Here is a 24945-nt window from a genome sequence, read left to right as displayed (position 1 = left end):
CGCTTCCGCTCCCTGCGCTGTGCCCGGGCCCTCGTCAGGTCCGCCATGCCTCGATCGGGTTGCCCAGCCAACGGGTGTCGGCGGGGACGGATTCCCCGGCCATCACGAGAGAGGCGGGCCCCAGTGTGCTGTGGGCCCCGACCGAACTTCCGGGCAGGACGATGCCGCCCGGGCCCAGCGTGGCACCCTCGCGGAGGACCACAGTATCCGTCCTCAAGATCCGGTCGTGGAAGAGGTGAGTCTGCAACACGCACCCGCGGTTCACGGTGACCCCGTCACCCAGCTCCACCAGGTCCGACTCGGGCAGCCAGTAGCTCTCGCACCACACGCCCCGGCCGATCCGGGCCCCCAGCCCGCGCAGCCACAGGTTCAGCAGCGGGGTACCGGGCACCGATCCGGCCAGCCACGGCACGGCCAGAACCTCGACGAAGGTGTCGGCCAGCTCGTTGCGCCACACGAAGCCGCTCCACAGCGGGTGCTCTCCCGCCCGGTGCCGGCCCACCAGCAGCCACTTCGCGACCACCGAGACCGCGCCCGCGGCCACCCCGGCGGCGAGCAGGACCGCCCCGGACAGCAGCGCGGTGCCCCACACCCCCGGGCCGCCGCCCGCCGTGGCCAGCGCGCACAGCGCCGCCACCATCAGCACGGCCAGCGCGGCCGAGCAGAACACCGGCAGGAGCCGGCACAGCTCCACCAGCCCGCGCGCCCACAGCAGCCGCGCCGGCGGATCGTACGTCCGGCTCTGGTCGGAGCTCTCGGCGGACCGGGGCAGCCGGACCGGCGGCAGGCCCAGGTAGGAGCTGCCCTTCTTGGCCTTCTTCGGGGTCGCCGACAGGACGCCGACCAGCCCGCCGTCCGGCACGCTGCGGCCGGGCGCGGTCATGCCGGAGTTGCCGAGGAACGCCCGGCGGCCGATCTGGGAGTGCCCGATGTGCATCCAGCCGCCGCCCAGCTCGTACGGGGCGGTCAGGGTGTCGTCGGCGAGGAACGCGCCCTCGCCGACGGTGGTGAGGCTCGGCAGCGCGAGCACGGTGGAGACCTCCGCACCCCGGCCGATCTTCATGCCGAGCAGCCGCAGCCACACCGGGGTGATCAGGCCGGCGTACAGCGGGAAGAGCGTCTCGCGCGCCAGGTCCATCAGCTGGGTGACCGTCCAGGCCTGCCAGCCGACCCTGCTGTGCGTCGGATGGGTTCCGGTGCGCAGGCCCAGGCTGAGCAGGCGTACGGAGACCAGCAGCAGGGCCGCGTACGCGAACCCGTACGCGAGCGCCCCGGGCACCACGGCGATCAGGGCCCCGCGCAGGGCCTCGGCCAGTCCGGCGTCGGCGGGCACGAACCGGCTCACCACGAGCAGGGCGGGCACGGTGGCGAGCACCGGCAGCGCGGTGAGGCCGACGCCGGCCGCCCCGTAAGCGGCCCGCCACAGGAGCCCGCGCGGCGGGCGCTGCTTGGGCCAGTTGCGCTTGGCCCTGCCCAGCTTGACGGCGGGCGCACCGGCCCAGCGCTGTCCGGTGGGGACCGTCGCGACCACGGCGGAGCCGGGGGCCACCTCGGCCCGCTTGCCGACCCGCGCGCCGGGGAAGAGCAGGCTGCGGGTGCCCACCACCGCGCCCGCGCCGACCTTGACCGGGCCGATCACCAGCCGGTCGCCGTCCAGCCAGTGCCCGCAGAGGTCCACCTCGGACTCCACGGCGCAGCCGCGGCCCAGCTTGAGCATGCCCGTCACCGGAGGCAGCGAGTGCAGGTCCACCTCGGGGCCGACCTTGGCGCCGAGAGCCCGCGCGTACCGCTCCAGCCAGGAACCGGTGAGCGAGGTCGCGCCCACGTACTCGGCCAGCCGCTCGGCCGTCCACAGCCTCAGGTGCACGCTTCCGCCGCGCGGGTAGCGGCCCGCCTTCACGCCGCGCAGCAGCAGGCGCGCGCCGCCGGCCGCGAGGGCGAGGCGGCCCGGCGGGCTGAAGAGCAGCGCCGCACCGGGGACGACGAACCACCACGAGGCGGCGGGCGCCCACGGATACGCACCGAACCAGTGCAGCGCGTTGCCCAGCGCCAGCAGGGCCACGCTCCAGCGCAGGCCCACCAGGGTGAACAGCGGGAGCAGCAGGAGCGACTGCACCACCTTGGACCGCAGCGGAACGGGTGCGACGACCCGGGCCGCCTCGTCGTCCCGTACGGACTTCTCCAGGCGCCGGGCCAGCTTGCGCAGGACGGGCTGCTGGTAGATGTCGAGGACGGCCGCACGCGGGTAGCGGGTGCGCAGGCGGGTGGTGAGCTGGGCGGCGGCCAGACTGTTGCCGCCGATCGCGAAGAAGTCGTCGGCGGCGCCCGTGACGGCCACCCCGAGGGTCTCGGTCCACTGCTCGGCGAGCCAGGCCTCGGTGCCGTACAGCTGCTCCGTGGGGCCGGTGGTCTCCAGCTCGGGCAGCGGCCAGGGCAGGGCGTCCCGGTCCACCTTGCCGGAGGTGCGGGTCGGCAGCTCGTCGACGGGCGCGAGCAGCGGCACGAGGGCCGCGGGCAGCTCGGCGCGCAGCCGCCCGACCGCCGCCGCGTGGTCCCAGCCCTCCTGGGCGACCAGGTAGCCGACCAGCAGCTGGTTGCCGCTGCGGGCCGTACGGACGGCCGCGGCCGCGCCGGCGACGCCGGGCAGGGCCTGGAGCGCCGCGTCCACCTCGCCCAGCTCGATCCGGCGGCCGCCGAGCTTGATCTGCTCGTCGCCGCGGCCGAGGAAGACCAGGCCTTCCGGTTCCGCGCGGACGAGGTCGCCGCTGCGGTAGGCGCGCTCCCAGCCGAGGGATTCCAGCGGGGCGTACTTCTCCGCGTCCTTTTCCGGGTCGAGGTAGCGGGCCAGGCCGACGCCGCCGATCACGAGCTGGCCGCTGCCGCCCATCGGCACCGGCTCGCCGGACTCGTCGACGACGGCCAGCTCCCAGCCGTTCAGCGGGAGACCGATCCGGATCGGCTCCTCGCCGGTCAGGAGCGAGGCGCAGGCGACGACGGTGGCCTCGGTGGGCCCGTACGTGTTCCAGACCTCGCGGCCCTCGGTGACCAGGCGCTGGGTCAGCTCGGGCGGGCAGGCCTCGCCGCCGAAGATCAGCAGCCGGACCTCGTCGAGGGTCTCCGGCTCCCAGAGCGCGGCCAGGGTCGGCACCGTGGAGACCACGGTGATCTCCTGCTCCACGAGCCAGGGGCCGAGGTCGGCGCCGCTGCGGACCTGGGAGCGGGGGACGGGCACGAGGCAGGCGCCGTACCGCCAGGCCAGCCACATCTCCTCGCAGGAGGCGTCGAAGGCGACGGACAGGCCGGCCATGACCCGGTCGCCGGGGCCGATGGGCTCTTCGGTGAGGAACAGCGCGGCCTCGGCGTCCACGAACGCGGCGGCGCTGCGGTGGCTGACGGCGACGCCCTTGGGCTTGCCGGTGGAGCCGGAGGTGAAGATGATCCACGCGTCGTGCTCGGGTCCGGGGCGCGCGGCGGACACGGGAACGTCCGGCAGGCCGGTGACGTCGACGCGCTGTCCGCCGCCCAGCACGGCCCGTACGCGGGCCTCGCCGAAGACCAGCTCGGCCCGCTCGTCGGGGTCCTCGGCATCGACCGGGACGTAGGCGGCGCCTGCGGCGAGTACGGCGAGAATGGCCGCATACAGTTCATTGGTCCCGGACGGCACGCGGACACCGACCCGGTCGCCGAGTCCCACGCCGGCCGCCGCGAGCGCGCGCCTGCGGCGTTCGACCTCGAGGGCCAGCGCCCGGTAGGTCAGCTGGGCGGAGCCGTCGTCGAGGGCGAGCTCGTCGGGGTACGCCCGTACGGACGCCTCGAAGATGTCGAGGAGGGTACGCGTGGGGGCGGCGGGCCCCGCGGAGAACCGGGCGGATTTGCCGGACTCCTCGTGCGCGTCGCTGTCGTCGAGCAGGGTCAGGTCACCGCGCTCAGGTGTGGCTGCCATCGGCCCTCGCGTCTCGCTCCCGGGGGGACATCCGGGTCGCCGGCGGAGCCCAGGTCTGCCCGGGTTGTTCCGGACCGGCGTCGAACAACCGGCCATTCTACTGCGGCATCAAGAGTTTTCTCGCTGAAGGCTTGGCCCGTGGCGGAGAAGGACCGGTCCGGCCGGGCGCGCTGAACACGGCCTTCGGGAGGGTTGCGGGGTGGTCAGGAGGGTGCCGAGCCGGTGACGGCGGTGACGGTGTGGCGGAGGGTGGAGTCGTGCGGCGAGGGGTCGTTCCAGCGGGCGCCGATGTGGCCGTCGGGGCGGATGAGCAGTGCTCCGTGCGGGCCGAGGCCGCAGCGGTCGGCGTGCTCCGCGGGCAGGTTCTCGATGCGTACCGGCCACGGCGTGGCGGCCTGGCGCTCCCAGTGGGCGGGGTCCGGGGTGAGCAGGGTGAACCACTCGCCGCAGGTGTCGAGTGTGGAACGGCCGTCCGCGAGCCAGAGGTGCGGCAGGCGATGGCCGGGCTCCGGGGTGGGGACGTAGTCGGTATCGGCGTCGGTGTCGGTGTCGGTGTCGGTGTCGGAAGGCTCGGGGTGGGTGCTGTCGCTGTCGCCGTCGAGGACGGCGGCGGAGCGGTAGGCGGTGCCGAGTACGAGGCCCAGCTGGGCGAAGTACCGCTCTGACCAGGGCAGTTGGATCCCTGCCTGCGCTGGTGCGCCGCTTTGGAGCTGGTCGCGGCGCCGTTCCAGCACCTGGAGCATGAGCTGGGCGTTGGCCACTGCTTGGCGCAGCGTCCGATGGGCGACGGGCTCCCGTTCCACCGCGTACGTGTCCAGGAGGCCCGGCCCGGCCCACCCGCGGAGCACGCCCGCCAGCTTCCAGCACAGGTTGTGCACGTCGGCGATGCCGGTGTTCATGCCCAGGCCGCCGATCGGGGGGATCGCGTGCGCGGCGTCGCCGGCCAGCAGGACCCGGCCGTGGCGGAAGCGTTCGGCGACGAAGGCGTTCATCACCCAGTGCTGCACCTGCCGCACGTCGGCCCGTACGCCGGCGCCGGGGCCGAGAGCCCGCGAGACGAGGCCGGACCAGTCGGTGCGGGCGGCGTCCCCGGGCGTGGGGCCGAACCAGAGCCAGCCCCCTTCGGGGTGGACCGGTCCGAACGATCCGTGCGCGGTGAAGTAGACCCCGGCAGGCTGATGGGCGCTCCAGGGCCCGAGGTCGGCGTCGAAGACGACGGTGGTGAAGTCGCCCATGGGGCCCGGGCCGGTGGTGCCGATGGCGAGGCGCTCCCGGACGGTGGAGTTGGCGCCGTCGGCGGCGACCACGTAGCGGGCGCGGACGCGCGTCTCCTCACCGCTCCGGCGGTCCAGGAGTACGGCCACGACCCCGTCGGGTCCCTCGGCCAGGTCGATGAGTTCGACCCCGAACCGCAGGGGTGCCTCGCCGTCGGCGGCGGCGAGGAGGGTGGGTTCGAGGCGGTCCTGCGAGGTGAGCACGCCGATCACGGGGCTCTCGGGTACCGGCGCGTCGACCCCGACCATCCCCGCGGTGGCGAAGTCCTCGTCGTACAGGGTGTCGCGGAAGCGGACGCGGGCGTACTCGGGCGCGAACGCGGCGGCCGTGACCTGGGCGGCCAGCCCGAGTTGGCGAAAGATCTCCATCGAGCGCACGTTGACCAGCCGGGACCGCGGGAACGGCGACAGCTCCGTGTGCTTCTCGACCAGCAGCGTCGACACGCCCCAGCGTGCCAGCAGCGCCCGGGCGGTGAGACCGACCGGCCCGCCCCCGACGATCAGGACCGCCACCTCGGCCTCTGCTCCACCTGCCGCGTCTGCTCCGGACATGCCCTGCTCCTCCTGCTCGCCGCGGATCGGTCGACCGCCCCGTCCACGGTAGGGCGGCCGAGGCCCGCAACCCCGGCGGTGGGCCTCGTCGGCGGGTTGCGTGCCTTTCGGGTCGTGGAGCGGTTGACATCACGACGTGATCCTTCGACCGTGCTGGGGCCTTCCATGTTCTTCCACCGGCTCGCCCGGGCCGTGGCTGCCGCCGCCGGAGTCGTCCTCGCCGTGCCCTGGGCGGCCGGCGCCGCCCGGGCGGCCGACGGCGTGCCCCGTACGGGGTTCGAGGCCACGTACGGCGCGCGCTGGACCACGGAGTCCGAGGAGCGGGCTTTCCTCGACGCCGTCGACCGGGGCGGCGAACGGACCGCTCTGCGGCGGCAGCCGATCGGCATCAGCACCGGCGGCCGCCCGCTGTGGCTCGTGAGCGTCAGCGGCACCCGCTCCGCACCCGCACCCGTCACCGTCCTGCTGGTCTGCAGCCAGCACGGCGACGAGCCGGCCGGGCGCGAGGCATGTCTGACCACCATCCGCGACCTCGCCCACGCCCGCGACCCGGGGACCCGACGCCTCCTGGAGCGCGCCACGGTGCTCGTCATCCCGACCGCCAACCCGGACGGACGGGCCGCCGACACCCGGGTCAACGCGACCGGCATCGACATCAACCGCGACCACCTCGCGCTGACTTCGCCCGAGGCGCGGGCCGTCGCGGCCGTACTGCGCGACCGGCGGCCGGACCTCGTCTACGACCTGCACGAGTACCGGGCGACGCCCAGGACGTACGACAAGGACCTCTTCGACCTCTGGCCGCGCAACCCCAACACCGACCCCGGCGTGTACGCGCAGGCCCGCGCGCTGTCCGGAGCCTTCGTACGGAAAGCCGCGCACGCCGCCGGGTACTCCACCGGCACCTACGGCATCTGGACCGACCCCGTGACCGGCGCCCCCGTCAAGCAGGTCGCGGGCGAGGGCCAGGAGCGCATCCTGCGCAATGCCGCGGGCATCAAACACGCCGTCACGCTGCTGATCGAAAGCCGCGTCGAGCCGGCCGGCGCAGCGGAAACGGCCGACCCCGCCGTCAACCGCCGACGCCGCGTGAACTCCCAGCTCACCGGCCTGCGCGGGCTGTTCGCGTACGTCTCCCAACGGGCGGGCACGCTGGCGTCGACGACCGCGTCGGCCCGCCTGACCGGCTACCGCGACCAGGGCCCGGTCCTCCTGGGCGGCGCGGACAACCAGGCCCCGGCCGAGGGTGAAACCCTCACCGACCCGCCCTGCGGCTACCGCCTCACACCGGCCCGGTACACCGAAGTCGGCAGCCGCCTCACCCTCCACGGCGTACGGGTCACCCGCTCGGACGGGGGCGCGTTCGTCCCGCTACGCCAACCCCTGCGCGCCCTGGTCCCCCTGCTCCTCGACGCCCGGGCCCCGTACCGCCTCACGGAGGGCGAGCCGGTGCAGCAGTGCACGGCGGAGGCCCGAGCCCACGCCGCGGCGGAAGGACGACTGCCGTGAAAGCCGCCCCGCCACACACAGGCGGGGCCGACCGCCCGTCCGCCCCGCTACAGCTCGTCGAGCCGTAGGAACGCGAGCGCCCGGCGCGTGAGGACGAGCAGGTCCTCGGCTTCGTCCGGGCCCGCCCACTGCTCCACGGCCGCCGTGAACGCGTCGAGCACGGCGCCCGCCAGCAGCCGTACCTCCAGGCTGTCCGCAGGTCTGCCCGTCCGGGCGGCGAGCACCGGCAGCAGCCGGTCGCGCATCTCCTGTACGGCCGCCAGCCAGCGCGAACGGAGCGCCGGAACGCCGCCCATGAGGCGGACGAGGGCGCGGCCGGGCTCCGCGTCCGCGAGGCGCCGCTCGGACATCGGCGTCGTGAAGACCCGCTCCACGGCGGCGATCAGCGGCTCGTCCGCCGGCTGGGCGGCCAGCGCGTCGACGAGCTGGCCGACGCCGGACGTGACGAGGGGTGTGAGGGCGTCCTCCTTCGAGGAGCAGTAGCGGTAGAAGGTGCGCAGCGAGACGCCGGCCGCGGCGGTGATGTCCTCGACCGTCGTCGCCTCGTACCCGCGCTCGGCGAAGAGCGCCGCCGCGGTTTCCGCGATCTCGACGCGGGTCTCCTGCCGCCGCCGCTCGGTCAGAGGCGGCCGGCCTCGTTCTGCCGCCATCCCGATGTCCCCCTCCGCATCCCTGGTCACAGGCGTCCGCTCGTAGGGGCCCATGCTGCCTGGCCGGGGGCCGGGAGCCAACCGTGGCACCCATTGCGGCACGAACTCGCTACTTGGCACGCCATGCCAATAAATGTATGTTGATCAAAACCTCGCGCGTCGCTGGATCACAGATCACAGATCGCAGACGAGCGATACGAGCGATACGAGTCAAGGAGAGTGCCCATGTCCCCTGCCCGGCCCCGCACTTACCTCGTCACCGGAGCCGCCTCCGGCATCGGCGGGGCAACCGCCGCCCGCCTCCGTGCACAGGGCCACACCGTGCTCGGCGCCGACCTCGCCGACTCGGACATCGACGCCGACCTGTCCACGCCCGAGGGGCGTGCGCGGCTCGTGGACCGGGCGCGGGAGCTGACCGGCGGCCGCCTCGACTCCGTGATCGCCTCCGCGGGCGTCCACCTCTTCGACCCGCAGACCGTCAAGGTCAACTACTTCGGCGCAGTGGCCACTTTGGAGGGGCTGCGCCCCCTGCTCGCCGCCGGTACCGACCCCCGCGCCGTCGTCATCTCGTCGGTCACCGCGATCCACCCCCACGACCCGGCCATCGCGGACGCGGCCCTCGCCGGCGACGAGACCGCCGCGACCGCCGCCGCGCAGGCCGCCGTGGAGCGCGGTGAAGGCCACGTCATCTACGGCTCGTCCAAGAACGCCCTCGCCCGCTGGGTCCGCCGCACCGCCGCCACCGCACAATGGGCGGGCGCCGGCATTCCGCTCAATGCCGTCGCCCCCGGCACGGTCCTGACCCCCATGACCGAGCCCCTGCTCGCCACCCCCGGCATACGCGAGGTCTTCGACTCGGCCGTGCCCATGCCCCTGCACGGCCACGCCGCCGCCGAACAGGTCGCCCCGCTCCTCGACTTCCTGAGTTCCCCCGAGAACACCCATGTCACCGGTCAGATCGTCTTCATCGACGGCGGCGCCGACGCCACGCTGCGGGGTGACGGGACATGGTGACCCGTACGCTCCTGCGCACCGTCGTCGTGCCGGCCGCCCCCGCCGAGGTCTGGCAGGTCATCGGCGACTTCGGCGCCTTCCCCGACTGGCACCCGCACCTCCTGCCCTCCACCATCGAGAACGGCGCCGACCCCGAAACCCCCGGCGCGGTACGGGCCTTCACGTACGAGGGCCAGGTCGTCCTCCGTGAACGCCTCCTCGCCAAGGACCCGGCCGCCCACGCGTACCGCTACTCCGTCGAGGCCCCGGCCTTCCCCATCAGCGGTTACGAAGCGACGCTCTCCGTCCACCCGCACGAGGAGGGCGCGGAGGTGCGCTGGCGGGGCACGTACGAGGCGGAATCCGCCGACGCCGTCGCCCAGGTCGAGCAGCTCTTCGGCGACGGCACGTACGCGACGGGCCTGGCGGCCCTCCGGGAACGGTTCGCCCGGTAGCACGAGCGGCGCGCGCCTCACCCTCCGGCCCCGGGTCCTCAGACGAAGTGGACTCCGTCGCCGCCCGTTCCCGTACCGGCAGCCAACAGGGCCGTCTGTTCCTCCTGTTGTCGGCGCCACACCCCGGGCGGCAGCCCGTGGTGGCGGCGGAAGGCCGCCGCGAAGGCGTACGGGGAGCCGTAGCCGGTGCGTTCGGCGACCTCCGCGAGCGTCGGCTGACCAGCGCGCAGGCAGTCTCGCGCGACCGTCATGCGCCAGTCGGTCAAGTACTGCATCGGGGCCTGGCCGAGTGCCCGCTGGAAGCTCCGCGCGAACGCCGCCCTCGACAGCCCGCTGAGCTCCGCCAGTTCGGGCACCGTCCACGGACGGGCCGCATCGTCGTGCATGGCCCGCAGCGCCGTGCCCAGCCGGGGATCGGCCGAAGCGCGGAACCAGCGGGGCGCGTTGCCGCTCGTCCTGAAGCTCGTACGGATCGCGAGGACCAGCAGGACGTCGAGGAGCCGGTCGAGTACGGTCTGCTGCCCGGGCTCGGCGGCGGCCAGCTCCCGCGAGACCACGCCGATGACATCGTGCAGGGGATCGCCGACGGCCGCGGACAGCGGCAGGACCTGGGGCAATGCCCCGAGCAGGCCTTCCCCGACGTCGCCGGAGAACTGATAGGCGCCGCACAGGAACACGGTGCTCCGCTGCGCCTGCCGGTCATCGGAGTCGGGGCCGGCGTGCCGCGCTTTGAAGTCCTCCGGCTCCAGGCACGCGGCCCCGGGCTCATGGGCGATGTGGTGATCGAGCCCGCCCCGTACGAGTGCCAGCTCGCCGGGGGCCAGTTCGAGGGCATCCTGCGGATCGTCGAGCCAGAGCCACGCCCGCCCCTGGACGACGGCGTGCAGCGCCAGCTGGATGCTGCCCGACAGCCGCAGCCCCCACGGGGGCTCGGCCACCGTCCGGGCGAAGACACCGCCCGAAGCGCGCGCCCTCGTCAGGTGATCCTGTAGGAGGTCCATGGGACGAGTGTCTGCCGATGCTGACTTCGCGGTCAAGAAAGTGAGCGCCTGGCGTAAAGAAGACGCGCGATGTGCGCATTGATTCCCTCCCTCCTTGATTGGATCGTGGGATTCATGACCAACACCTCACGGCAGACCACGCTGGTACTGGGCGGTACGGGCCGGACCGGGTCGCTCCTCGCGAAGAAGCTCGCCGAACGGGGCCACCACGCGCGAACCGCTGCGCGCCGCGGCGCAGACGTGCCGTTCGACTGGGACGACACCGCCACGCACGGCCCCGCCCTCGCCGGCGTCGACCGCATCTACCTCGTCACGCCCGTCCTGCGGGTCGCGTACGCCCGGCTGGTGTCCGGCTTCCTGGACCGCGCCGAGGCGGCGGGGGTACGGCACGTCACGTACCTGAGCGCGTACGGCGCCGACCAGGCCCCGCCGGAAGTCGACATCCGGGCCGTCGAGCTCGACCTCATGGGACGCCGGGCCATGACCGCCTCGGTCATCCGGCCCGCCTGGGTCATGCAGAACTTCGCCGACGGGCACCTGCCCGTCATGGACGGCGCGATCACGGTCCCGACGGCGGGCGGCGCGGAGGCGTTCGTCGACGCCGCGGACATCGCCGCGGTCGCCGCCGAGACGCTGATCGACCCCGACGCCCACGCGGGCGCGACGTACGAGCCCACCGGCCCCGAAGCGCTCACGATGGCCGAGGTCGCCGCCGCCGTCGCGCGCGTCGCCGGCCGACCGGTCACGCACGTCGACATCGACAGCGGCACCTGGATCGGCGGCGCCGTGGCGGCCGGCGCGGTCCCCGCCGACTACTCCGTCATGCTCCGCTGGCTGACGGGGACGATCGCCTCCGGCCACGGCGCGCGCCCCAACGACGACGTCCTCAAGGTCACGGGGGCCCCGCCGACCCGCTTCGCGGACTTCGCGCACCGCAACGCCCACGCCTGGAGCCTCCCGGCGGGGACCTCGTGACCGGCGCCCGACCGGGTCACGAGGCGCTCGGCCCGTTCGTACGCGGTCCACGGCCGGGCGGTCGCCGCCGGGCGCGCCTGCCGCTCGCCGCGGATGAGCCCGGGTCGAGGCCAGGTCACCTCCCCGTGGCGCCGTCGATGCATTCGCGCAGGAGGTCCGCATGCCCGTTGTGCCGGGCGTACTCCGCGATCATGTCCACCAGGATGCGGCGCAGTGAGATCGGGTCGCCGGTGCTCTTGCGGATCCCCGTGTCGTCCAGCGACGCCGCGGCGGCGGTGATCTGCCGGGACCGCTCGCACTCCGCCCGCCAGACGGCGAAGGCTTCGGCGGCGTCACCGTCCAGGCTCTCGAAGTCCTGGTCGGGGTCGTCGTCGGAGTAGTAGAGCATCGGTACGTCCTCGCCGGCGAACTGGATCCGGAACCACCAGCGCTCGACGCCGCCCAGGTGCCGTACCAGTCCGTGCAGGGACAGCGTGGACGGCGGCACGGCCTTCGCGGACAGCTGCTCCTGGGAGAGGCCGGCGCACTTGAGCTCGAAGGTCTCCCGGTACCAGTCCAGGGTGGCTTCCAGCGTTTCGCGCTCGCTGCCCACGAAGGGCGGAGTGCGGCGGGTGTCGCCGCTCCACAAGGGCGAGTAGTGCTTGGGGGCGGGTGAGCCGTTCATCGTGTGCCTTCCTGATCGAGGACGGCGCGAGTCTAAAGCCGAGGCGCCACCGCCAGGCCGCCAGGAGGGGAAAATGAAGCGCAGCAGATGATCGGTTCGGGAAACACTGTCCGAATGAGTTCCGAAGCCTTCCAGACGCCACAGGACCGAGCCCTTCGTCATGTCGCGGAGTTGTCTTCGGGCCCTCCGGCCGACGCCTCGCTGCGGGTGACCCTCAACTTCCACCCCGACCGTGTGGCACACGGCCGGGCGGTGCTGGACGCCATGGTCGACGACGAGGTCTATCACTCGCAGTTCGTCACCGGAACGAGCAACGGCGGCCTGACGGCCCACCCCGGCGGAGACCGGTGGCGCTGGGAGAGCAGGATCTTCAACGGTGCCTACGATGCGGAACCCGCTCATGCCCGTCCCGCCTACGGGGGGTTGAACTTCCGCGACAAGGCGGTCGGCGCGGCGCCGCGTTTCGGTTCCGCTCACTTCCGGCTCACTGCCGACACGCTGATGCGGACCACGTTCTGCTACCCGGACAGCTTCCTCGAACCGTCGGACTTCGGCGTCGCCGACCGCATGGGGCTGATCGAGCTCGCCCGGGCCGACAGTCAGGACGCACTCGACGACTACATCGAGGCGCAGGTGCACGGGCCGGTCCGGCTGGACCGCGATGTGGAGGCACTGGTTCTGGACCCCTGTTTCCAGGACACGGCCGTGGAGGAGGCCGCCGGCCGTCTTGACTGCCCCCTGGAATGGCACCTCGGATTCCGGCTCACGGTCGACGAGCTCCGCCTCCGTCCCGGCTACCGGGGCCAGGAGTACGTCGAATTGGGCACCCGGATCGCGGTCGACGGCGTCCTTGATCCCCGCATACTCGGAGATGCCGCTCGGGCGGGTGACCACGATCCGCAGGCGATCAAGAGGGTGTGGCACTGCCTCGCGCGTTTCGGAGCGCCCTGGGATCAGTGACTGCCGCTCAGGTGGCGCGGGTGTAGCGCACGTTTCCGCTCCAGATGCGTTCGAGTCGTACGCGCGTGCCCGGCCTTGGGGCGTGCCAGATCTTGTCGTGACCGGCGTAGATTCCCACGTGTCCTATGGTCGCGCCTGCGGGGAAGAATACGAGATCACCCGGTACGCGCTGAACGCGGCCGATGTGGCGCGTGTTTTCGTACTGCTCGTCGGCGGTGCGGGGAAGCACCCGGCCGGCCTTGCGGAAGGCGTAGAGCGTGAGGCCCGAGCAGTCGAATTCCTTGGGCCCCGTCGCTCCGTACACGTAGGGCGCACCCCGCTTGGACGCGGCGATTGCGACCGCCTTGGCGCCATAGGGGGAGGCCGCCTGGGCCTCGGCGGCGGGGCCGGTGAAGCTGGCCAGGGAGATTATGACGGAGAACGTGAGCACTGTGGCGATACGGCGGGTCGTCAACTGGTCGGCGGAGCGTTTTCGGTTGTCCGTCCTGATGTAGCTCAATCGTGATACCTCCGCATTGTGTTGCTGAAACAGTCCCGGTTCAGGTTCTGCGTCGGTGACATTGCGTCTTGGCTCCCGATGGCGGACCAGTTTTGTCCGATCGGCGCGAAGTTGCTGCCATCGGACACGCCTTCAAGGATCTCGGTTGAGTAAAATCGTCCGAGTTTATACGCATGAGTTATTTACGGGATCGGCAGGCGGGGGAGTACGCCATACGGGCGCGCTCGGCGTCCAGCCCTGGTTCGGGGGTTCGGGAGCTCGCGGCTCAAGGCCGGCCGGTGAATTCCCAGGACTGGATGTCGCGGTAGTGGATCGGGCCGGGGCCGCGGCCTATGTTGCTGCCGACCAGGTGCAGACGTTCGGCCGGCCACGTGCGGCCGGTGAACTCGGCCAGCGTGGCCGCGACTTCCAAGGTGCTGGACGGATCGCTGCGGCGGGCGCGGGCCAGCGTCAAGTGCGGGCGCAGCGGCCGGTCTTCGAAGGCGATGCCGCATTCCCTGACGACCGCACGGACCTGGGAAGTGAGCACGTGCAGCCCTTCGACCTCCCCGTCGATCCCGCTCCACAGGACCCGCTGGTCGAAGTGCCCGCTGCCGCGCAGCGCCAGTTCCAGGGGCCGGTGCGCTGCCGCGAGGACGGCGAGCGGCGGCTGAAGGAGCGGGACCGAGGCGACGGGGAGTTCGCCGAGGAAGGCCAGCGTGATGTGCCAGTCCTCGATGCGGTTCCACCGCATGCCCGGGTAGGCGCGGTAGGAGGGCCGCAGTTCCCGTGCCAGCTCCTCCTTGGCGTCGTCGGGCGGGGCGAGGGCGATGAACACGCGGACGGTCGCGGCGGCGGACGGGGGCTGGATCTGATCGTTCACGAGGGACTTCGTACCGCACCGCGGCGATCCAGTCATCTTCCGCCCCCCGCCCCCGCGTGCGGCGGGCATGATGAACGCCGTGCCCGACACCACGCCCGATCCCGCGCCCGACCGCACCTCCGCCATCGCCGCGTACTGGGACGCCGCCGCTGCCACGTTCGACGAGGAACCGGACCACGGCCTGCGCCAGGAACACACCCGTGCGGGGTGGGCCCGGCTCCTGTCCTCCTGGGTGCCCCGGGCGCCGGCCGACGTCCTCGACGTCGGCTGCGGCACCGGGTCCCTGGCGCTGCTGCTCGCCGAGGCGGGGCACCGCGTCACCGGCGTGGACCTGGCGCCGCAGATGGTGGCACAGGCCGAGGCCAAGCTCGCGGCCGCGGGTCTCGCGGCCCGGTTCCTGGTCGGCGACGCCGGCGCCCCGCCGACCGGGCAGGAGCAGTACGACGTCGTACTCTCCCGCCACCTGCTGTGGACCCTGCCCGACCCCCGGGCCGCGCTGCGCGCATGGGCCGCCCGGCTGCGGCCCGGTGGGCGGCTGGTCCTGGTCGAGGGCCGGTGGCGGGAATCCGGACAGGGCGGCACACCGTACGTCGCAGGAGCCGGGTCACTGCCCTGGGACGGCGGCATCACCGCCGCGGACCTGGCTGCCGCCGTCCGTCCCCTCGCCGCCCGCCTGCACGTCGAACCGCTCGGCGATGCCTCCGAGTTGTGGGGCGGACCGGTCACCGACGAGAGGTACGCGCTGATCGCCCACGTCTGACGCGCCGGTACCTGAAGCCCGCGCCCGCCTCACGACACCGGCGCACGCGGGCGCCGGTCTCGCGAGCCCCCGACGGCCTCGGATCAGTGGTGTGCGGTCAAGCGCTTCGTGAGCATGCCTCCACCCACGATCAGCGCCACGCCGAGCCACCACACGTTGCTGTCGAAGATCAGGACGGCGATCCCGATCGGCACCAGCAGTCCGGCCAGGGGTACGAACATCCCGGCGAGGCGAGGCGGCTCCGGGCCGGGCCGGCCCGCCTCGCGCAGGGCCCGGGCGCGTGCGACGTCCGGGTACCAGGCGGTGAATTTCAGGGCCGCCACGATGGCCAGGATCTGGATGATCCATCCGGTCCAGATGTTGTTCGGATTGTGCAGCACCAGGTCCCCGTAGGCGCCCGCGGCGGCGGCCACCAGGAACGCCAGCCCCCACACCCCGGTGATGAGGTAGTTGGTCCGTAGGAACGTGGGCTTGTTCCAGTACTCCGGATCGACCTGCTCCCGCGCGTACTGGAGGGTGAACGGCATGCGGATCGCCATGGAGCCGAAGGCGATCACGGCGAGGGCGATGTTGGACACCTCGCCCGCGTATGTCTCCAGCCACCGCAGGGTGCCGTCGCTCGCGAGGAGGCCGACGACGGCGAGGACCGTGAAGAAGACCAGGTCGGCGATTTCCAGCAGCTTCCACGAGCTGCCCCTGTTGACGATCCGCCCGGCCCCGACCAGCACGATCGTCGTCGCCAGGGCGAGTACGACCGCGATCTCGAACCTGCCCGGCCCGACCACGAGCGAGAAGATGATCCACGGCGCCATGCCGATGACGGGATTCTCCAGGAATCCCGCGACGGCGCCGCGGGCCGTGGCGGGCCCTTCGGTCTTCACCCTTCCAGGGTGCGCGAGCGCGGCCCACGGGGCCATTCGGTGGTGGTTCCGTGACGGCGAGGGCAGCCTGCCGGGCATCGGAGAGCCCGTCGTCCGAGCGGTGCGGCGGGTGCGGCGGGCTCTCCGGCGACGTCGGCCGCTCGTTGGCCTACGCGGTGCTCGTCATGCGGGCGAAGACCACCACGTTGCTGTCGTAGTAGTGCTTCTTCGGGTCGAAGTCGCCGCCGCAGGTGACCAGGCGCAGACCCGCGTAGTCGAGGTTCTTGTAGACCTCGAGGGTGGGGAACTCGGCCTTCGGGTACTCGGCGACGCGTTCCACCGTGAACGTGGCCGTCTTGTTGTCCTGCCTGGTCACCTGGATGGTGTCACCGCTCTTCATCGTCTTCAGCTTCTCGAACACGGCCGCCGCTCCGTTCCACGTGACATGGCCGGCGATCACGGCCGGGCCCTGGGAGCCGGGTGTGGGGCCCGGCTCGTACCAGCCCGCGAGGCCGGGGTTCTTCGGCGTCTGCATCGTGCCGTCGGGGTTCTGGCGCAGCGTCTCCAGGGTGCTGGAGAGGCCGAGGGACGGGATGGCGATCTTCTGCGGTTCCGACCGGGCCAGGGCGGGCTGGGCCTGCGCCCCGCCCTTCGGCGGCGCTTGGTGGCCGCTCGCGGATGCCGCCGGGGCGGGAGCGCTCCCCGCGTCGGTGTGCGCCGGGGCGGCGGGCGCCGCCGGGCCCTGGCCCGCGCACCCCGCGAGGACGAGCGTGGCGAGGGTCAGGGCGGCGGCGGCCAGGGCGCGGCGCGCAGGGCCTGCGGAGGTCCGGCGGGCATTCATGCGGCGGCACCCTTGGTTTCCGTACGGACCCGGGCCGACGCGGTGCGCCGCCGTGCGAGGAACACCACACCGGCGGCCGCCGCGGACACGGCGAGGGCCGCCCCGGCCGGCATCGTCGCGCTCTCCGGCGCGCCTCCGCCCGTGTCGATACCGCCGCCCGTCTCGATGCCGCCGACCGGGAGGGAGCCCACCGACGCGCCCATGACCATTCCGCAGTTGGTCGGAGCCGTCGCCTCCTGGGGGAGCTTCGGGTCGAGCTCGCTCTTGCCGGCCCCCTGGACGTCGTAGGTGCCGTTGTGGTTGCGGTCGATGCCGTGCTGCACGATGTGCAGGTCCTTGATGTGGTCGACGACGTCCTGCGCGACCGTGATCGTCCGCTTGTACGAGAGCTTGCCCTGCTTGTCGGCGACGGGCATCCGGTCCACGGCGAGACCGCTGGCCGCCTTGGTGTCCCCGGAGGTGGTGAGCGAGATGTTGATGTCGCCGTAGTCGACGGTGGCCTCGGTGTTGCTGAGGACCCCGTCGCGGTCGGTGTCGTCACTGGCGTCCGGGCACTGGAAGTCGTGCCCCTTGGTCGAGCCGTGCAGGTGCTGCGCGGAGGGCTGTCCGGGCACCATGCCCTCGGACTGGATCTGCACGGTCAGCTGGTTGCCCTTGATGCTCAGCATGGCGGTACCCCGGGATCCTGAGTCGTTGAGCTGCGCGAGGTCGATCTGGTACGCCTTCCCGCCGTCCGCGGCGAGAGCCGGGCCGGAGAGCCCGAGGGTCAGGAACACGGCGGCGGGCCCGGCGGCGAGCACCACGAGGCGACCAGTGCGCTTGGCTATCACATTCGCTCCTGTTCCGCGGCTCCCGGGAGAGGGAACCGCAGATCGTACGGGGGTGAAGCGAGCTCCCGGAGAGGGTCTCGCTGCTACTTCGGAGCGCCGACGCCCATGGATGGGTGCCTCTTTGAAAAATCTGGCGAGAGCCGAAGCGACCCCGCACGAGGGCCCGTACGGCCTAGCGTCGCGGGGCGGCGCGCAGGGCCGCAGCGAAGGCGGTCCAGGAGTCGGCCGAGGCGTAGACCGTCGCAGCGTCCACGACCCCGGCGGCACCCAGGTCGAGGCGGACGGGCGGGGCCAGGTGCAGGGCCACGTTCAGCGAGCCTCCCACCGAACAGGCCACCGCCCCCGCCTCACCCGGCACGCCCCGCGGACCCCGGCCCGGAACGGTACGCACCACCGGCGCCACGGACCGGACCGACGAGCGCGGCAGCGTCACGTCTCCCAGGAACCCGGTCCGCAGGACGACCCGTTCCGCCTCCACCGTGTGCGGATGCCGAACCACCGCGGCCACCAGGCCCAGCCCGGCCAGTATCAGCAGCAGTTCCAGCACCGCGTGCACCGGCCGGACGACGGGCGGCAGCATCGTGGAGAGCAGGACGGCCGTGACGGCCTCAGTCGCCGCCAGGACCAGCACCAGTTGTCGCAGCTCGGCGGAGTGCCGCAGCCCCGGCTCCGGCCGGCGGCGCCGTAGCAGCACCGCCCACAGCGCCCCGCCCCACACGCGAGCGATCCCGGTCCGGCCCGGCCGCAACGTCACGTCCCCCTCCACCCGCTCCACCGCTGTCACGTACACCCTCCACCCCGTCGCTTCATGGCGTTCACCACCCAGCATCGAGCCGTGCAGGCGGGGGAGAAAGTGATGAATGTCAGCACTCACCGGCCGAATATGCAGCTTCGCGCCAACTCTCTCTGCTTTCAGGTGAGTTATAACCCCGCTGGCCTATGTTCTGTGGGGTATGCGCCAGTTCACCCCAGGAGGTCAGATTGCAGCACAGGCGACGCTTCCTCGCCTTTCCCCGCGCGTTACGCCGCTCCCACCTGCTCATCGCCTTCGGCCTCGGCTCGCTGCTGATCGGTCTGATGCCGTGGCTCGGGGTCGGCGGTCCGGCGGCGGCCGGGCGGGCGCCCGGGCCGCGGCCCGCGCCCGTTCCGTTCGACCAGCAGACCGCGCAGCAGTCGCCGCACCACGGCATCGCGCCCGCCAACGCCATGGAACCCACGGCTCCGGTGCTCGACCGGACCGGCTGGACGGCCACGGCCAGTGACGAGGAGACCGGCGGTGAGAACGGCCGCGCGGCCAACGTGCTCGACGGCAACACCGGCACCCTCTGGCACAGCAAGTGGGCCGGCACCCCCGCCCCCCTGCCCCACGCCATCACCATCGACATGCACCGCACCGCCGTCGTCTCCGCGCTCGTCTACCTCCCCCGCGCCGACGGAGCCAACGGGCGCGTCGGCGAGTACAGCATCACCCTCAGCACGGACGGACAGAACTGGGCGGCGGCGAGCCCCGTCGCCACGGGCACCCTCGCGGACGACGGCAGCGCCAAGACGCTCGGGTTCGCCCCGCAAGGGGCCCGGTTCGTACGACTGACCGCGCTCACCGAAGCCGGCGGCCGCGGCCCCTGGAGCTCCGCCGCCGAGATCAACCTGCTCGGCGACCCCGGCACGCCCGCCGCCACCGTCGACCTCCCCCGGACCGGCTGGACGGCCGCGGCCAGCGACGAGGAGACCGGCGGCGAGGACGGCCGCGCGGCCAACGTGCTCGACGGCAACGCCAACACCCTCTGGCACAGCAAGTGGTCGGCCGGCCCCGCCCCCCTGCCGCACAGCATCACCATCGACATGCACCGCACGACGGCCGTCTCCGCCCTCGTCTACCACCCCCGCCTGGACTGGGCCAACGGCCGCGCCGGTGCCTACACCATCACCACCAGCACCGACGGCACGGCCTTCGGCGCGCCGGTCGCCGCGGGCACCTGGCGCGACGACGACACCGTCAAGACCGCCACCTTCGTCCGCACCGAGACCGCGCGCTACATACGGCTGACCGTGACCACCGAGGCCGGCGCCCGCGGCCCGTGGACCTCGGCCGGGGAGATACGCCTCAGCGGACCGGCCAGCCCGGCCGTCCACGGCTCCTGGGACCGGATCACCGGCTTCCCCCTGGTACCCGTCGCCACCGCCGCCCTGCCCGGCGACAAACTGCTCGCCTGGTCCGCGTACGCGGTCGACCGCTTCGGGGGCAGCAACGGCTACACCCAGACCGCGATCCTGGACCTGAAGACCGGCAAGGTCACGCAGCGCCGCATCGACAACACCGGCCACGACATGTTCTGTCCCGGCATAGCGATGCTGGCGGACGGCCGCGTGCTCGTCACCGGCGGGAGCAACGCCGAAAAGGCGAGCATCTACGATCCGGCCACCGACGAGTGGTCCGCCACCACCAGCATGAACATCGCCCGCGGCTACCAGGCGATGACCCTGCTCTCCACCGGCGAGGCCTTCGTCCTGGGCGGATCCTGGAGCGGGACCGCGAGCACCGACAAGGCCGGTGAGGCCTGGTCGCCGGACACCCGTACGTGGCGAAAGCTCCCCGGAGTCCCGGCCGCCCCGGCGCTGACCGCCGACCCGGCCGGACCGTACCGGGCCGACAACCACATGTGGCTGTACGCCACTTCGGGCGGCAAGGTACTCCAGCTGGGCCCGAGCAAGCAGATGAACTGGATCTCCACCGGCGGCCAGGGCAGCATCACGGCCGCCGGCACCCGGGCCGACAGCCAGGACGCCATGACCGGCAACGCGGTCGCGTACGACATCGGCAAACTGCTCACCCTCGGCGGCGCGCCCGCCTACGAGAAGACCCCGGCCACCCGGCGCGCCTACACCGTGGACATCTCGGGGGGCCAGGAGGTGCGGGCCGCCCGTACCGGGGACATGGAGCACGCCCGCGCCTTCGGCAACAGCGTCGTCCTGCCCGACGGCAAGGTGGCCGTCTTCGGCGGGCAGGCCTATCCGGTGCCCTTCAGCGACGCGACGTCGGTGCTGGCGCCCGAGCTGTGGGACCCGGCGACCGGCCGCTTCACCCCGCTCGCCACCATGGCCATCCCGCGCAACTACCACAGCGTGGCCAACCTGCTGCCGGACGGGCGGATCTTCTCGGGCGGCGGTGGCCTGTGCGGTGACTGCGCGACCAACCACGCCGACGGAGCCGTCTTCACACCGCCGTACCTGCTCAACGCGGACGGATCGCCGAAGCCGCGTCCCGCCATCACCGCGGGCGTGCCCTCCAGGGCTGCGCCCGGCACGTCGCTGACGGTGAGCACCCAGGCCCCGGTGGCGTCGTTCGTCCTGATGCGCGCAGCTGCCGCGACCCACTCCACCGACAACGACCAGCGGCGGGTCCCCCTCGTCTCCACGGCCACGGGAACCGGCGCGTACACGGTGTCCGTACCGTCGGACACCGGCGTGGTCCTGCCGGGCAGCTACATGCTCTTCGCACTCGACGCCCAAGGCGTCCCGAGCATCGCGAAGTTCATCACCATCTCCTGATCCCGCGAGCGGTGTCCGGCGGCCGCAGAGCCGACCGGACACCGCTCGCGGTACGGACCCGTCGGATAAGTTGGCCCACCGGACGGTCCGTTCACCGCGGACCGGCACAACGTTCGTGGGGGACGGGGGAGTCGGTGGAGTCTTTGCGGCCTGGTGACCTGCCGGAGATCGGCGGGTACCGCCTGCTGGCGCGGCTCGGCGAGGGCGGGATGGGCGAGGTGTTCCTGGCCCGGACGCCGTCCGGCCGGCCGCTGGCCCTCAAGACCGTGCACCGGGAGCTGAGTCTGGAGCCGGACTTCGCCGAGCGGTTCGCCCGGGAGATACGCACCAACGACCGCGTGCGCAGCCCGTGGACGGTCTCGGTGGTGGACTTCAGCCCGCCGGGGGTGCTGCCGCAGTGGCTGGCGACGGAGTACATCGCCGCGCCGTCGCTGGGCGACTGGGTACACCGGTACGGGCCGCTGCCGGAACCGGCCCTGTGGTGCCTGGCCCGGGAGCTGTCGGCCGCGCTGGTCACCGTACGGGCGGCGGGTGTCGTGCACCGTGACATCAAGCCGGCGAACGTGCTGCTCGGTCCCGAGCGGCCCTTCCTCATCGACTTCGGCATCGCCCGCGCCGTCCGCGACCCTCGCCATACGCAGACGGGCGCGGTCATCGGCACGCCCGGCTTCCTCGCGCCGGAGCAGGCGACCGGCGCCGTGGCACAGTCGCCGGCCGACGTGTTCTCGCTGGCCGCGGTCCTCGTCCACGCGGCGACCGGCCGCAGTCCCTTCCTGACGGGCGGCGAGGAGCTGTCGCTGCCCGCCCTCCTCTACCGGATCGTGCACGACGAGCCCGTGCTGGACGGCGTACCGGAACCGCTCCTCGCGTTGGTACGGGAATGCCTGGCCAAGGACCCGGCCGCACGGCCGACGGCCGAGGAGGTACGGGACCGGCTCGGCGCGGCGCAGGAGGGGGACTGGGGCGCGGCGGCGCCGCCGGCCCTGGTCGCGGAGGCCGGCCGCCGGGAGGCCGAACTCCGGCGACTGCTGACCGCATCGCAGCCGCCGGCCGGAGCCCCGGCGGGGACCGGCACCGCGCCGCTTCCCCCGCCGCCACCGCCGTTCGCTCCGGCACCCTCGGCGAGCGGGCCCGGGCGGGGCCCTCGGCGGCGCCTGGTGATCGGCGCGGCCGCCGGCGGCGCTGCACTCGCGGTGGCCGTCACGCTCGCGATCGTGCTGTCGAACGGCGACGACGGCCGCCGGGGTGGATCCTCCGCCACCTCGCCCTCACCGTCCGCGCCTTCGTCCTCCGCGGTGTCGACGGCCGGTTCCTTGCCGGAGTCGTGGGTCGGCACGTGGTCCGGCACCGGGCCCGGGACGCCGGACGCGGACGGGATCACCCGGGCGAGGACAGGTGAGTTCGCGGTCGCCGTCACGCTGAACGCCGGGGCTGCGGGCGACATCGTCGGCAAGCAGGTCAGCAACGTCAAGGAGGTCTCCTCCGGGCGCGATCTGGGCTGCACGGAGGCCCTCAAACTCCAGCAGATCAAGGGGAACACGGCGGTCTTCGCGGCGGTGACCAGCCATCCGACCGACCGCGCGGCCACGTTCGACTGCCCCCAGGGCAACCTCTACGTGCTGACGATGGAGTCCGCGGACCGGCTGACGCTCGAATCCGAAGGCGCCCAGTCGGCCGGAGCCCCGGCGGCCCTGACCCGCAACCGCTGAGCCCGGCCGCCCGGGCGGCGAACCCGACCCTGGCTCCGGCCTTGAAGATCATCGGGTGCAGAATGACCCGTATGTCGATAACAAACACGCCGAAAACGGCGACGATTGACGACGCGTCACTGATCGGCCGCACCCTGGCCCTCGCCTTCGACGACGACCCGATGATGCGCTGGTTCTTCCCCGACGAGGCCGCGCGCGAAGCGGGGCTGGGCCGGTACTTCAGCACGATCTTCACCCGGCAGTACGTGCGCCACGGAGTCTGTGAGTACACCAACGCGGCAGCCGCCTTCTGGGTTCCGCCGGGCGCACAGGACAAGGCCGTCCCCGACGCCGAGACCATCCAGGAGCTGTCGGAGATCCTGGGCGACCGGGCTCCGCTGTTCCGGCAGGCCGCGGAGGCGGCCGCAGGGGAGGGGCCCCAGGAGCCGCACTGGTATCTGGCCGTGGTCGGCGCGGATCCGGCCGCCCAGGGCCAGGGCCACGGAGCCGCCCTCCTGCGCTCGGGCCTCGCCAAGGCCGACGCGGCCGGCCTGCCGGTCTATCTGGAATCCTCCAAGCCGTCCAACCTCCCCTTCTACGAGCACTTCGGCTTCACCGTGCTCGGCGAGGTCCGACTCCCGGGCGGCGGCCCGACCCTCTGGGCGATGCGCCGTGAGCCGGTGAGCCGGCCGGCCGAGGCCTGAGGCTTTCGTGACGGGAGGCGCCGACGGCTCGCACGCGGCGCCTCCTCCAAACGCCGGGCATTTGCCCGCCCGAACCTCTTCATAACTTGAACTTCCGCCGCAGGGTCAATCGTGCGGAAAAGGCGCGCTAATAGCCGAATTGCGTCGATGCGGAGCGTGATGGCAACGTTGCCATCACGTTAATAATTCACTTCTTGACGGGGGTGTCGGCGCCGAGTTGACTGCGTCTACCTCGGCCGCAAGGACACGGCCTGCTCAGGGAGGTTTACCTCGTGAACACGCATCTCGGTCGGGTCGTCGTAGCGGTCGCCGCCACCGCGGTTTCCGCCTCGCTCGCCGCCTGCGGCAGTACGGAGGGCGCCGGCGCGGGCGGCTCCGCCAAGAGCGAGGCCATCAAGGTCGGTCTCCTGCTTCCGGAGGACCAGACGGCGCGCTACGAGAAGTTCGACAAGCCGCTGATCGAGAAGGAAATCGCCAAATTCACGCGCGGTAAGGGCCAAGTGGTCTATGCCAATGCCAAGCAGGATGCGGCCGCCCAGAACGCCCAGGTCGAAGCGATGATCACCCGCAAGGTGAATGTCCTCATCATCGACGCGGTGGACGCGAAGGCAATAGCCGGCTCGGTCAAGAAGGCCAAGGACGCCGGTATTCCGGTCATCGCCTACGACCGCCTCGCCGAAGGTCCGATCGACGCCTACACCTCCTTCGACAACGAAGACGTGGGCAAGGTCCAGGGCAAGGCCCTGCTGGAGGCGCTCGGCGACAAGGCCAAGGACGGCCAGATCGTCATGATGAACGGCTCGGTCACCGACCCGAACGCCAAGGGCTTCAAGTCCGGTGCGCACTTCGTCCTCGACGGCAAGGTGAACGTCGGCAAGGAGTACGACACCGTCGACTGGAAGCCGGAGAACGCCAACACCAACATGGCCGCCGCGCTCTCCGCACTCGGCAAGGGAAAGATCATCGGCGTCTACTCCGCCAACGACGGCATGGCGGGCGGCATCATCAGCGCCCTCAAGGCCGCCGGAGTCTCCACCCTTCCCCCGGTCACCGGTCAGGACGCCGAACTCGCCGGCGTGCAGCGGATCGTGGCGGGCGAGCAGTACATGACCGTCTACAAGCGCTACGCCCCCGAGGCCGCAGCCGCCGCGGAGATGGCCGTCGCCCTCGCCCAGGGCGAGAAGATCGACGGACTGATCAACCAGATCGTCGACAGCCCGACCACCAAGGGCGTGCCGTCCGTGCTCGTCCCGGGCGTTCCGCTGACCAAGAGCAACGTCAGGTCGACCGTGGTCGAGGACGGCGTCTACACCATCGCCGAGATCTGCACCGACAAGTACAGGGCCGCGTGCGAAGAGATCGGCCTGAAGTAGCAC

At 72.4% G+C, this 24945-nt stretch carries 21 protein-coding genes; 10 read left to right on the top strand and 11 right to left on the bottom strand.

Annotated elements, in window-relative coordinates:
- Positions 1–34: 34 nt before the first annotated feature.
- Both IF02_RS0119970 and IF02_RS0119965 read right to left on the bottom strand, forming a co-directional pair.
- The gene (locus IF02_RS0119970) at positions 35–3943 is read right to left on the bottom strand and encodes a Pls/PosA family non-ribosomal peptide synthetase (RefSeq protein ID WP_030158838.1); all 3909 of its coding nucleotides are present in this window, start codon (positions 3941–3943) and stop codon (positions 35–37) included.
- 203 nt (positions 3944–4146) lie between these two features.
- Positions 4147–5769, bottom strand: coding sequence for an FAD-dependent monooxygenase (locus IF02_RS0119965; RefSeq protein ID WP_030158836.1), 1623 nt, complete (start codon positions 5767–5769; stop codon positions 4147–4149).
- 165 nt (positions 5770–5934) lie between these two features.
- Here IF02_RS0119965 and IF02_RS0119960 point away from each other — a divergent pair, with 165 nt between their 5' ends.
- Entirely contained in the window at positions 5935–7278 is a 1344-nt protein-coding gene (locus IF02_RS0119960; protein ID WP_051696373.1) for a M14 family metallopeptidase, read from the top strand.
- A gap of 47 nt (positions 7279–7325) precedes the next feature.
- Here IF02_RS0119960 and IF02_RS0119955 read toward each other — a convergent pair whose 3' ends face one another.
- Positions 7326–7928: a TetR/AcrR family transcriptional regulator gene (locus IF02_RS0119955; RefSeq protein ID WP_037836682.1), complete on the bottom strand. Its 603-nt coding sequence runs from the start codon at positions 7926–7928 to the stop codon at positions 7326–7328.
- A 225-nt stretch (positions 7929–8153) separates the two neighbouring features.
- Between IF02_RS0119955 and IF02_RS0119950 the strand changes: the two genes are divergently transcribed.
- On the top strand, positions 8154–8942 hold the full coding sequence (locus IF02_RS0119950; protein WP_030158830.1) for an SDR family oxidoreductase: 789 nt from the start codon (positions 8154–8156) through the stop codon (positions 8940–8942).
- Positions 8936–9376 carry an SRPBCC family protein gene (locus IF02_RS0119945; RefSeq protein ID WP_051696372.1) on the top strand — a complete coding sequence of 147 codons (441 nt, stop codon included), beginning with the start codon at positions 8936–8938 and terminating at the stop codon, positions 9374–9376. The genes IF02_RS0119950 and IF02_RS0119945 overlap by 7 nt, the downstream gene beginning before the upstream one ends.
- A gap of 38 nt (positions 9377–9414) precedes the next feature.
- Here the strand turns inward: IF02_RS0119945 and IF02_RS0119940 are convergent, their stop codons facing one another.
- Positions 9415–10377: an AraC family transcriptional regulator gene (locus IF02_RS0119940; RefSeq protein WP_051696371.1), complete on the bottom strand. Its 963-nt coding sequence runs from the start codon at positions 10375–10377 to the stop codon at positions 9415–9417.
- 114 nt (positions 10378–10491) lie between these two features.
- On the opposite strand from IF02_RS0119940, the gene IF02_RS0119935 reads away from it, so the two are divergent.
- Positions 10492–11352 (top strand): NmrA family NAD(P)-binding protein, encoded by an 861-nt coding sequence (locus IF02_RS0119935; RefSeq protein ID WP_030158825.1) that lies wholly within the window; start codon positions 10492–10494, stop codon positions 11350–11352.
- A gap of 115 nt (positions 11353–11467) precedes the next feature.
- On the opposite strand, the gene IF02_RS0119930 is transcribed toward IF02_RS0119935, so the two are convergent.
- A complete protein-coding gene (locus tag IF02_RS0119930; RefSeq protein WP_030158823.1) occupies positions 11468–12016 on the bottom strand; it encodes a DinB family protein in 549 nt (182 codons plus the stop codon).
- A 114-nt stretch (positions 12017–12130) separates the two neighbouring features.
- On the opposite strand from IF02_RS0119930, the gene IF02_RS0119925 reads away from it, so the two are divergent.
- Positions 12131–12976 (top strand): DUF3626 domain-containing protein, encoded by an 846-nt coding sequence (locus tag IF02_RS0119925; RefSeq protein WP_030158821.1) that lies wholly within the window; start codon positions 12131–12133, stop codon positions 12974–12976.
- A 7-nt stretch (positions 12977–12983) separates the two neighbouring features.
- On the opposite strand, the gene IF02_RS0119920 is transcribed toward IF02_RS0119925, so the two are convergent.
- Entirely contained in the window at positions 12984–13415 is a 432-nt protein-coding gene (locus IF02_RS0119920; protein WP_420708184.1) for a C40 family peptidase, read from the bottom strand.
- 325 nt (positions 13416–13740) lie between these two features.
- The gene (gene thpR / locus IF02_RS0119915; protein WP_030158817.1) at positions 13741–14337 is read right to left on the bottom strand and encodes an RNA 2',3'-cyclic phosphodiesterase; all 597 of its coding nucleotides are present in this window, start codon (positions 14335–14337) and stop codon (positions 13741–13743) included.
- Between the two features lie 70 nt (positions 14338–14407).
- On the opposite strand from thpR, the gene IF02_RS0119910 reads away from it, so the two are divergent.
- Entirely contained in the window at positions 14408–15097 is a 690-nt protein-coding gene (locus IF02_RS0119910) for a class I SAM-dependent methyltransferase (protein WP_051696370.1), read from the top strand.
- Positions 15098–15180: 83 nt separating this feature from the next.
- Here the strand turns inward: IF02_RS0119910 and IF02_RS0119905 are convergent, their stop codons facing one another.
- The 4 genes from IF02_RS0119905 to IF02_RS0119890 form a co-directional block, all read right to left on the bottom strand.
- Positions 15181–15978 carry a hypothetical protein gene (locus IF02_RS0119905; protein ID WP_037836679.1) on the bottom strand — a complete coding sequence of 266 codons (798 nt, stop codon included), beginning with the start codon at positions 15976–15978 and terminating at the stop codon, positions 15181–15183.
- 148 nt (positions 15979–16126) lie between these two features.
- Positions 16127–16798, bottom strand: a complete 672-nt coding sequence (locus IF02_RS0119900; protein ID WP_030158814.1) for a class F sortase — start codon at positions 16796–16798, stop codon at positions 16127–16129.
- Positions 16795–17628 (bottom strand): hypothetical protein, encoded by an 834-nt coding sequence (locus tag IF02_RS0119895; protein ID WP_037836678.1) that lies wholly within the window; start codon positions 17626–17628, stop codon positions 16795–16797. The genes IF02_RS0119900 and IF02_RS0119895 overlap by 4 nt, the downstream gene beginning before the upstream one ends.
- 172 nt (positions 17629–17800) lie before the next feature.
- The gene (locus IF02_RS0119890) at positions 17801–18412 is read right to left on the bottom strand and encodes a hypothetical protein (protein WP_158708517.1); all 612 of its coding nucleotides are present in this window, start codon (positions 18410–18412) and stop codon (positions 17801–17803) included.
- Between the two features lie 197 nt (positions 18413–18609).
- On the opposite strand from IF02_RS0119890, the gene IF02_RS0119885 reads away from it, so the two are divergent.
- The 4 genes from IF02_RS0119885 (at position 18610) to IF02_RS0119870 (ending at position 24942) form a co-directional block, all read left to right on the top strand.
- Complete coding sequence (locus IF02_RS0119885; RefSeq protein WP_234318266.1) at positions 18610–21177, top strand: discoidin domain-containing protein; 2568 nt, start codon at positions 18610–18612, stop codon at positions 21175–21177.
- A gap of 134 nt (positions 21178–21311) precedes the next feature.
- Entirely contained in the window at positions 21312–22886 is a 1575-nt protein-coding gene (locus IF02_RS0119880; RefSeq protein ID WP_158708516.1) for a serine/threonine-protein kinase, read from the top strand.
- A 62-nt stretch (positions 22887–22948) separates the two neighbouring features.
- Positions 22949–23569, top strand: coding sequence for a GNAT family N-acetyltransferase (locus IF02_RS0119875; RefSeq protein ID WP_037836675.1), 621 nt, complete (start codon positions 22949–22951; stop codon positions 23567–23569).
- Positions 23570–23841: 272 nt separating this feature from the next.
- On the top strand, positions 23842–24942 hold the full coding sequence (locus tag IF02_RS0119870; protein WP_030158804.1) for a substrate-binding domain-containing protein: 1101 nt from the start codon (positions 23842–23844) through the stop codon (positions 24940–24942).
- The last annotated feature ends 3 nt before the right edge of the window (positions 24943–24945 follow it).

Source organism: Streptomyces sp. NRRL S-244 (assembly GCF_000717915.1).
Lineage (GTDB): Bacteria > Actinomycetota > Actinomycetes > Streptomycetales > Streptomycetaceae > Streptomyces.
This window is presented reverse-complemented; position numbering and strand designations above follow the sequence as displayed.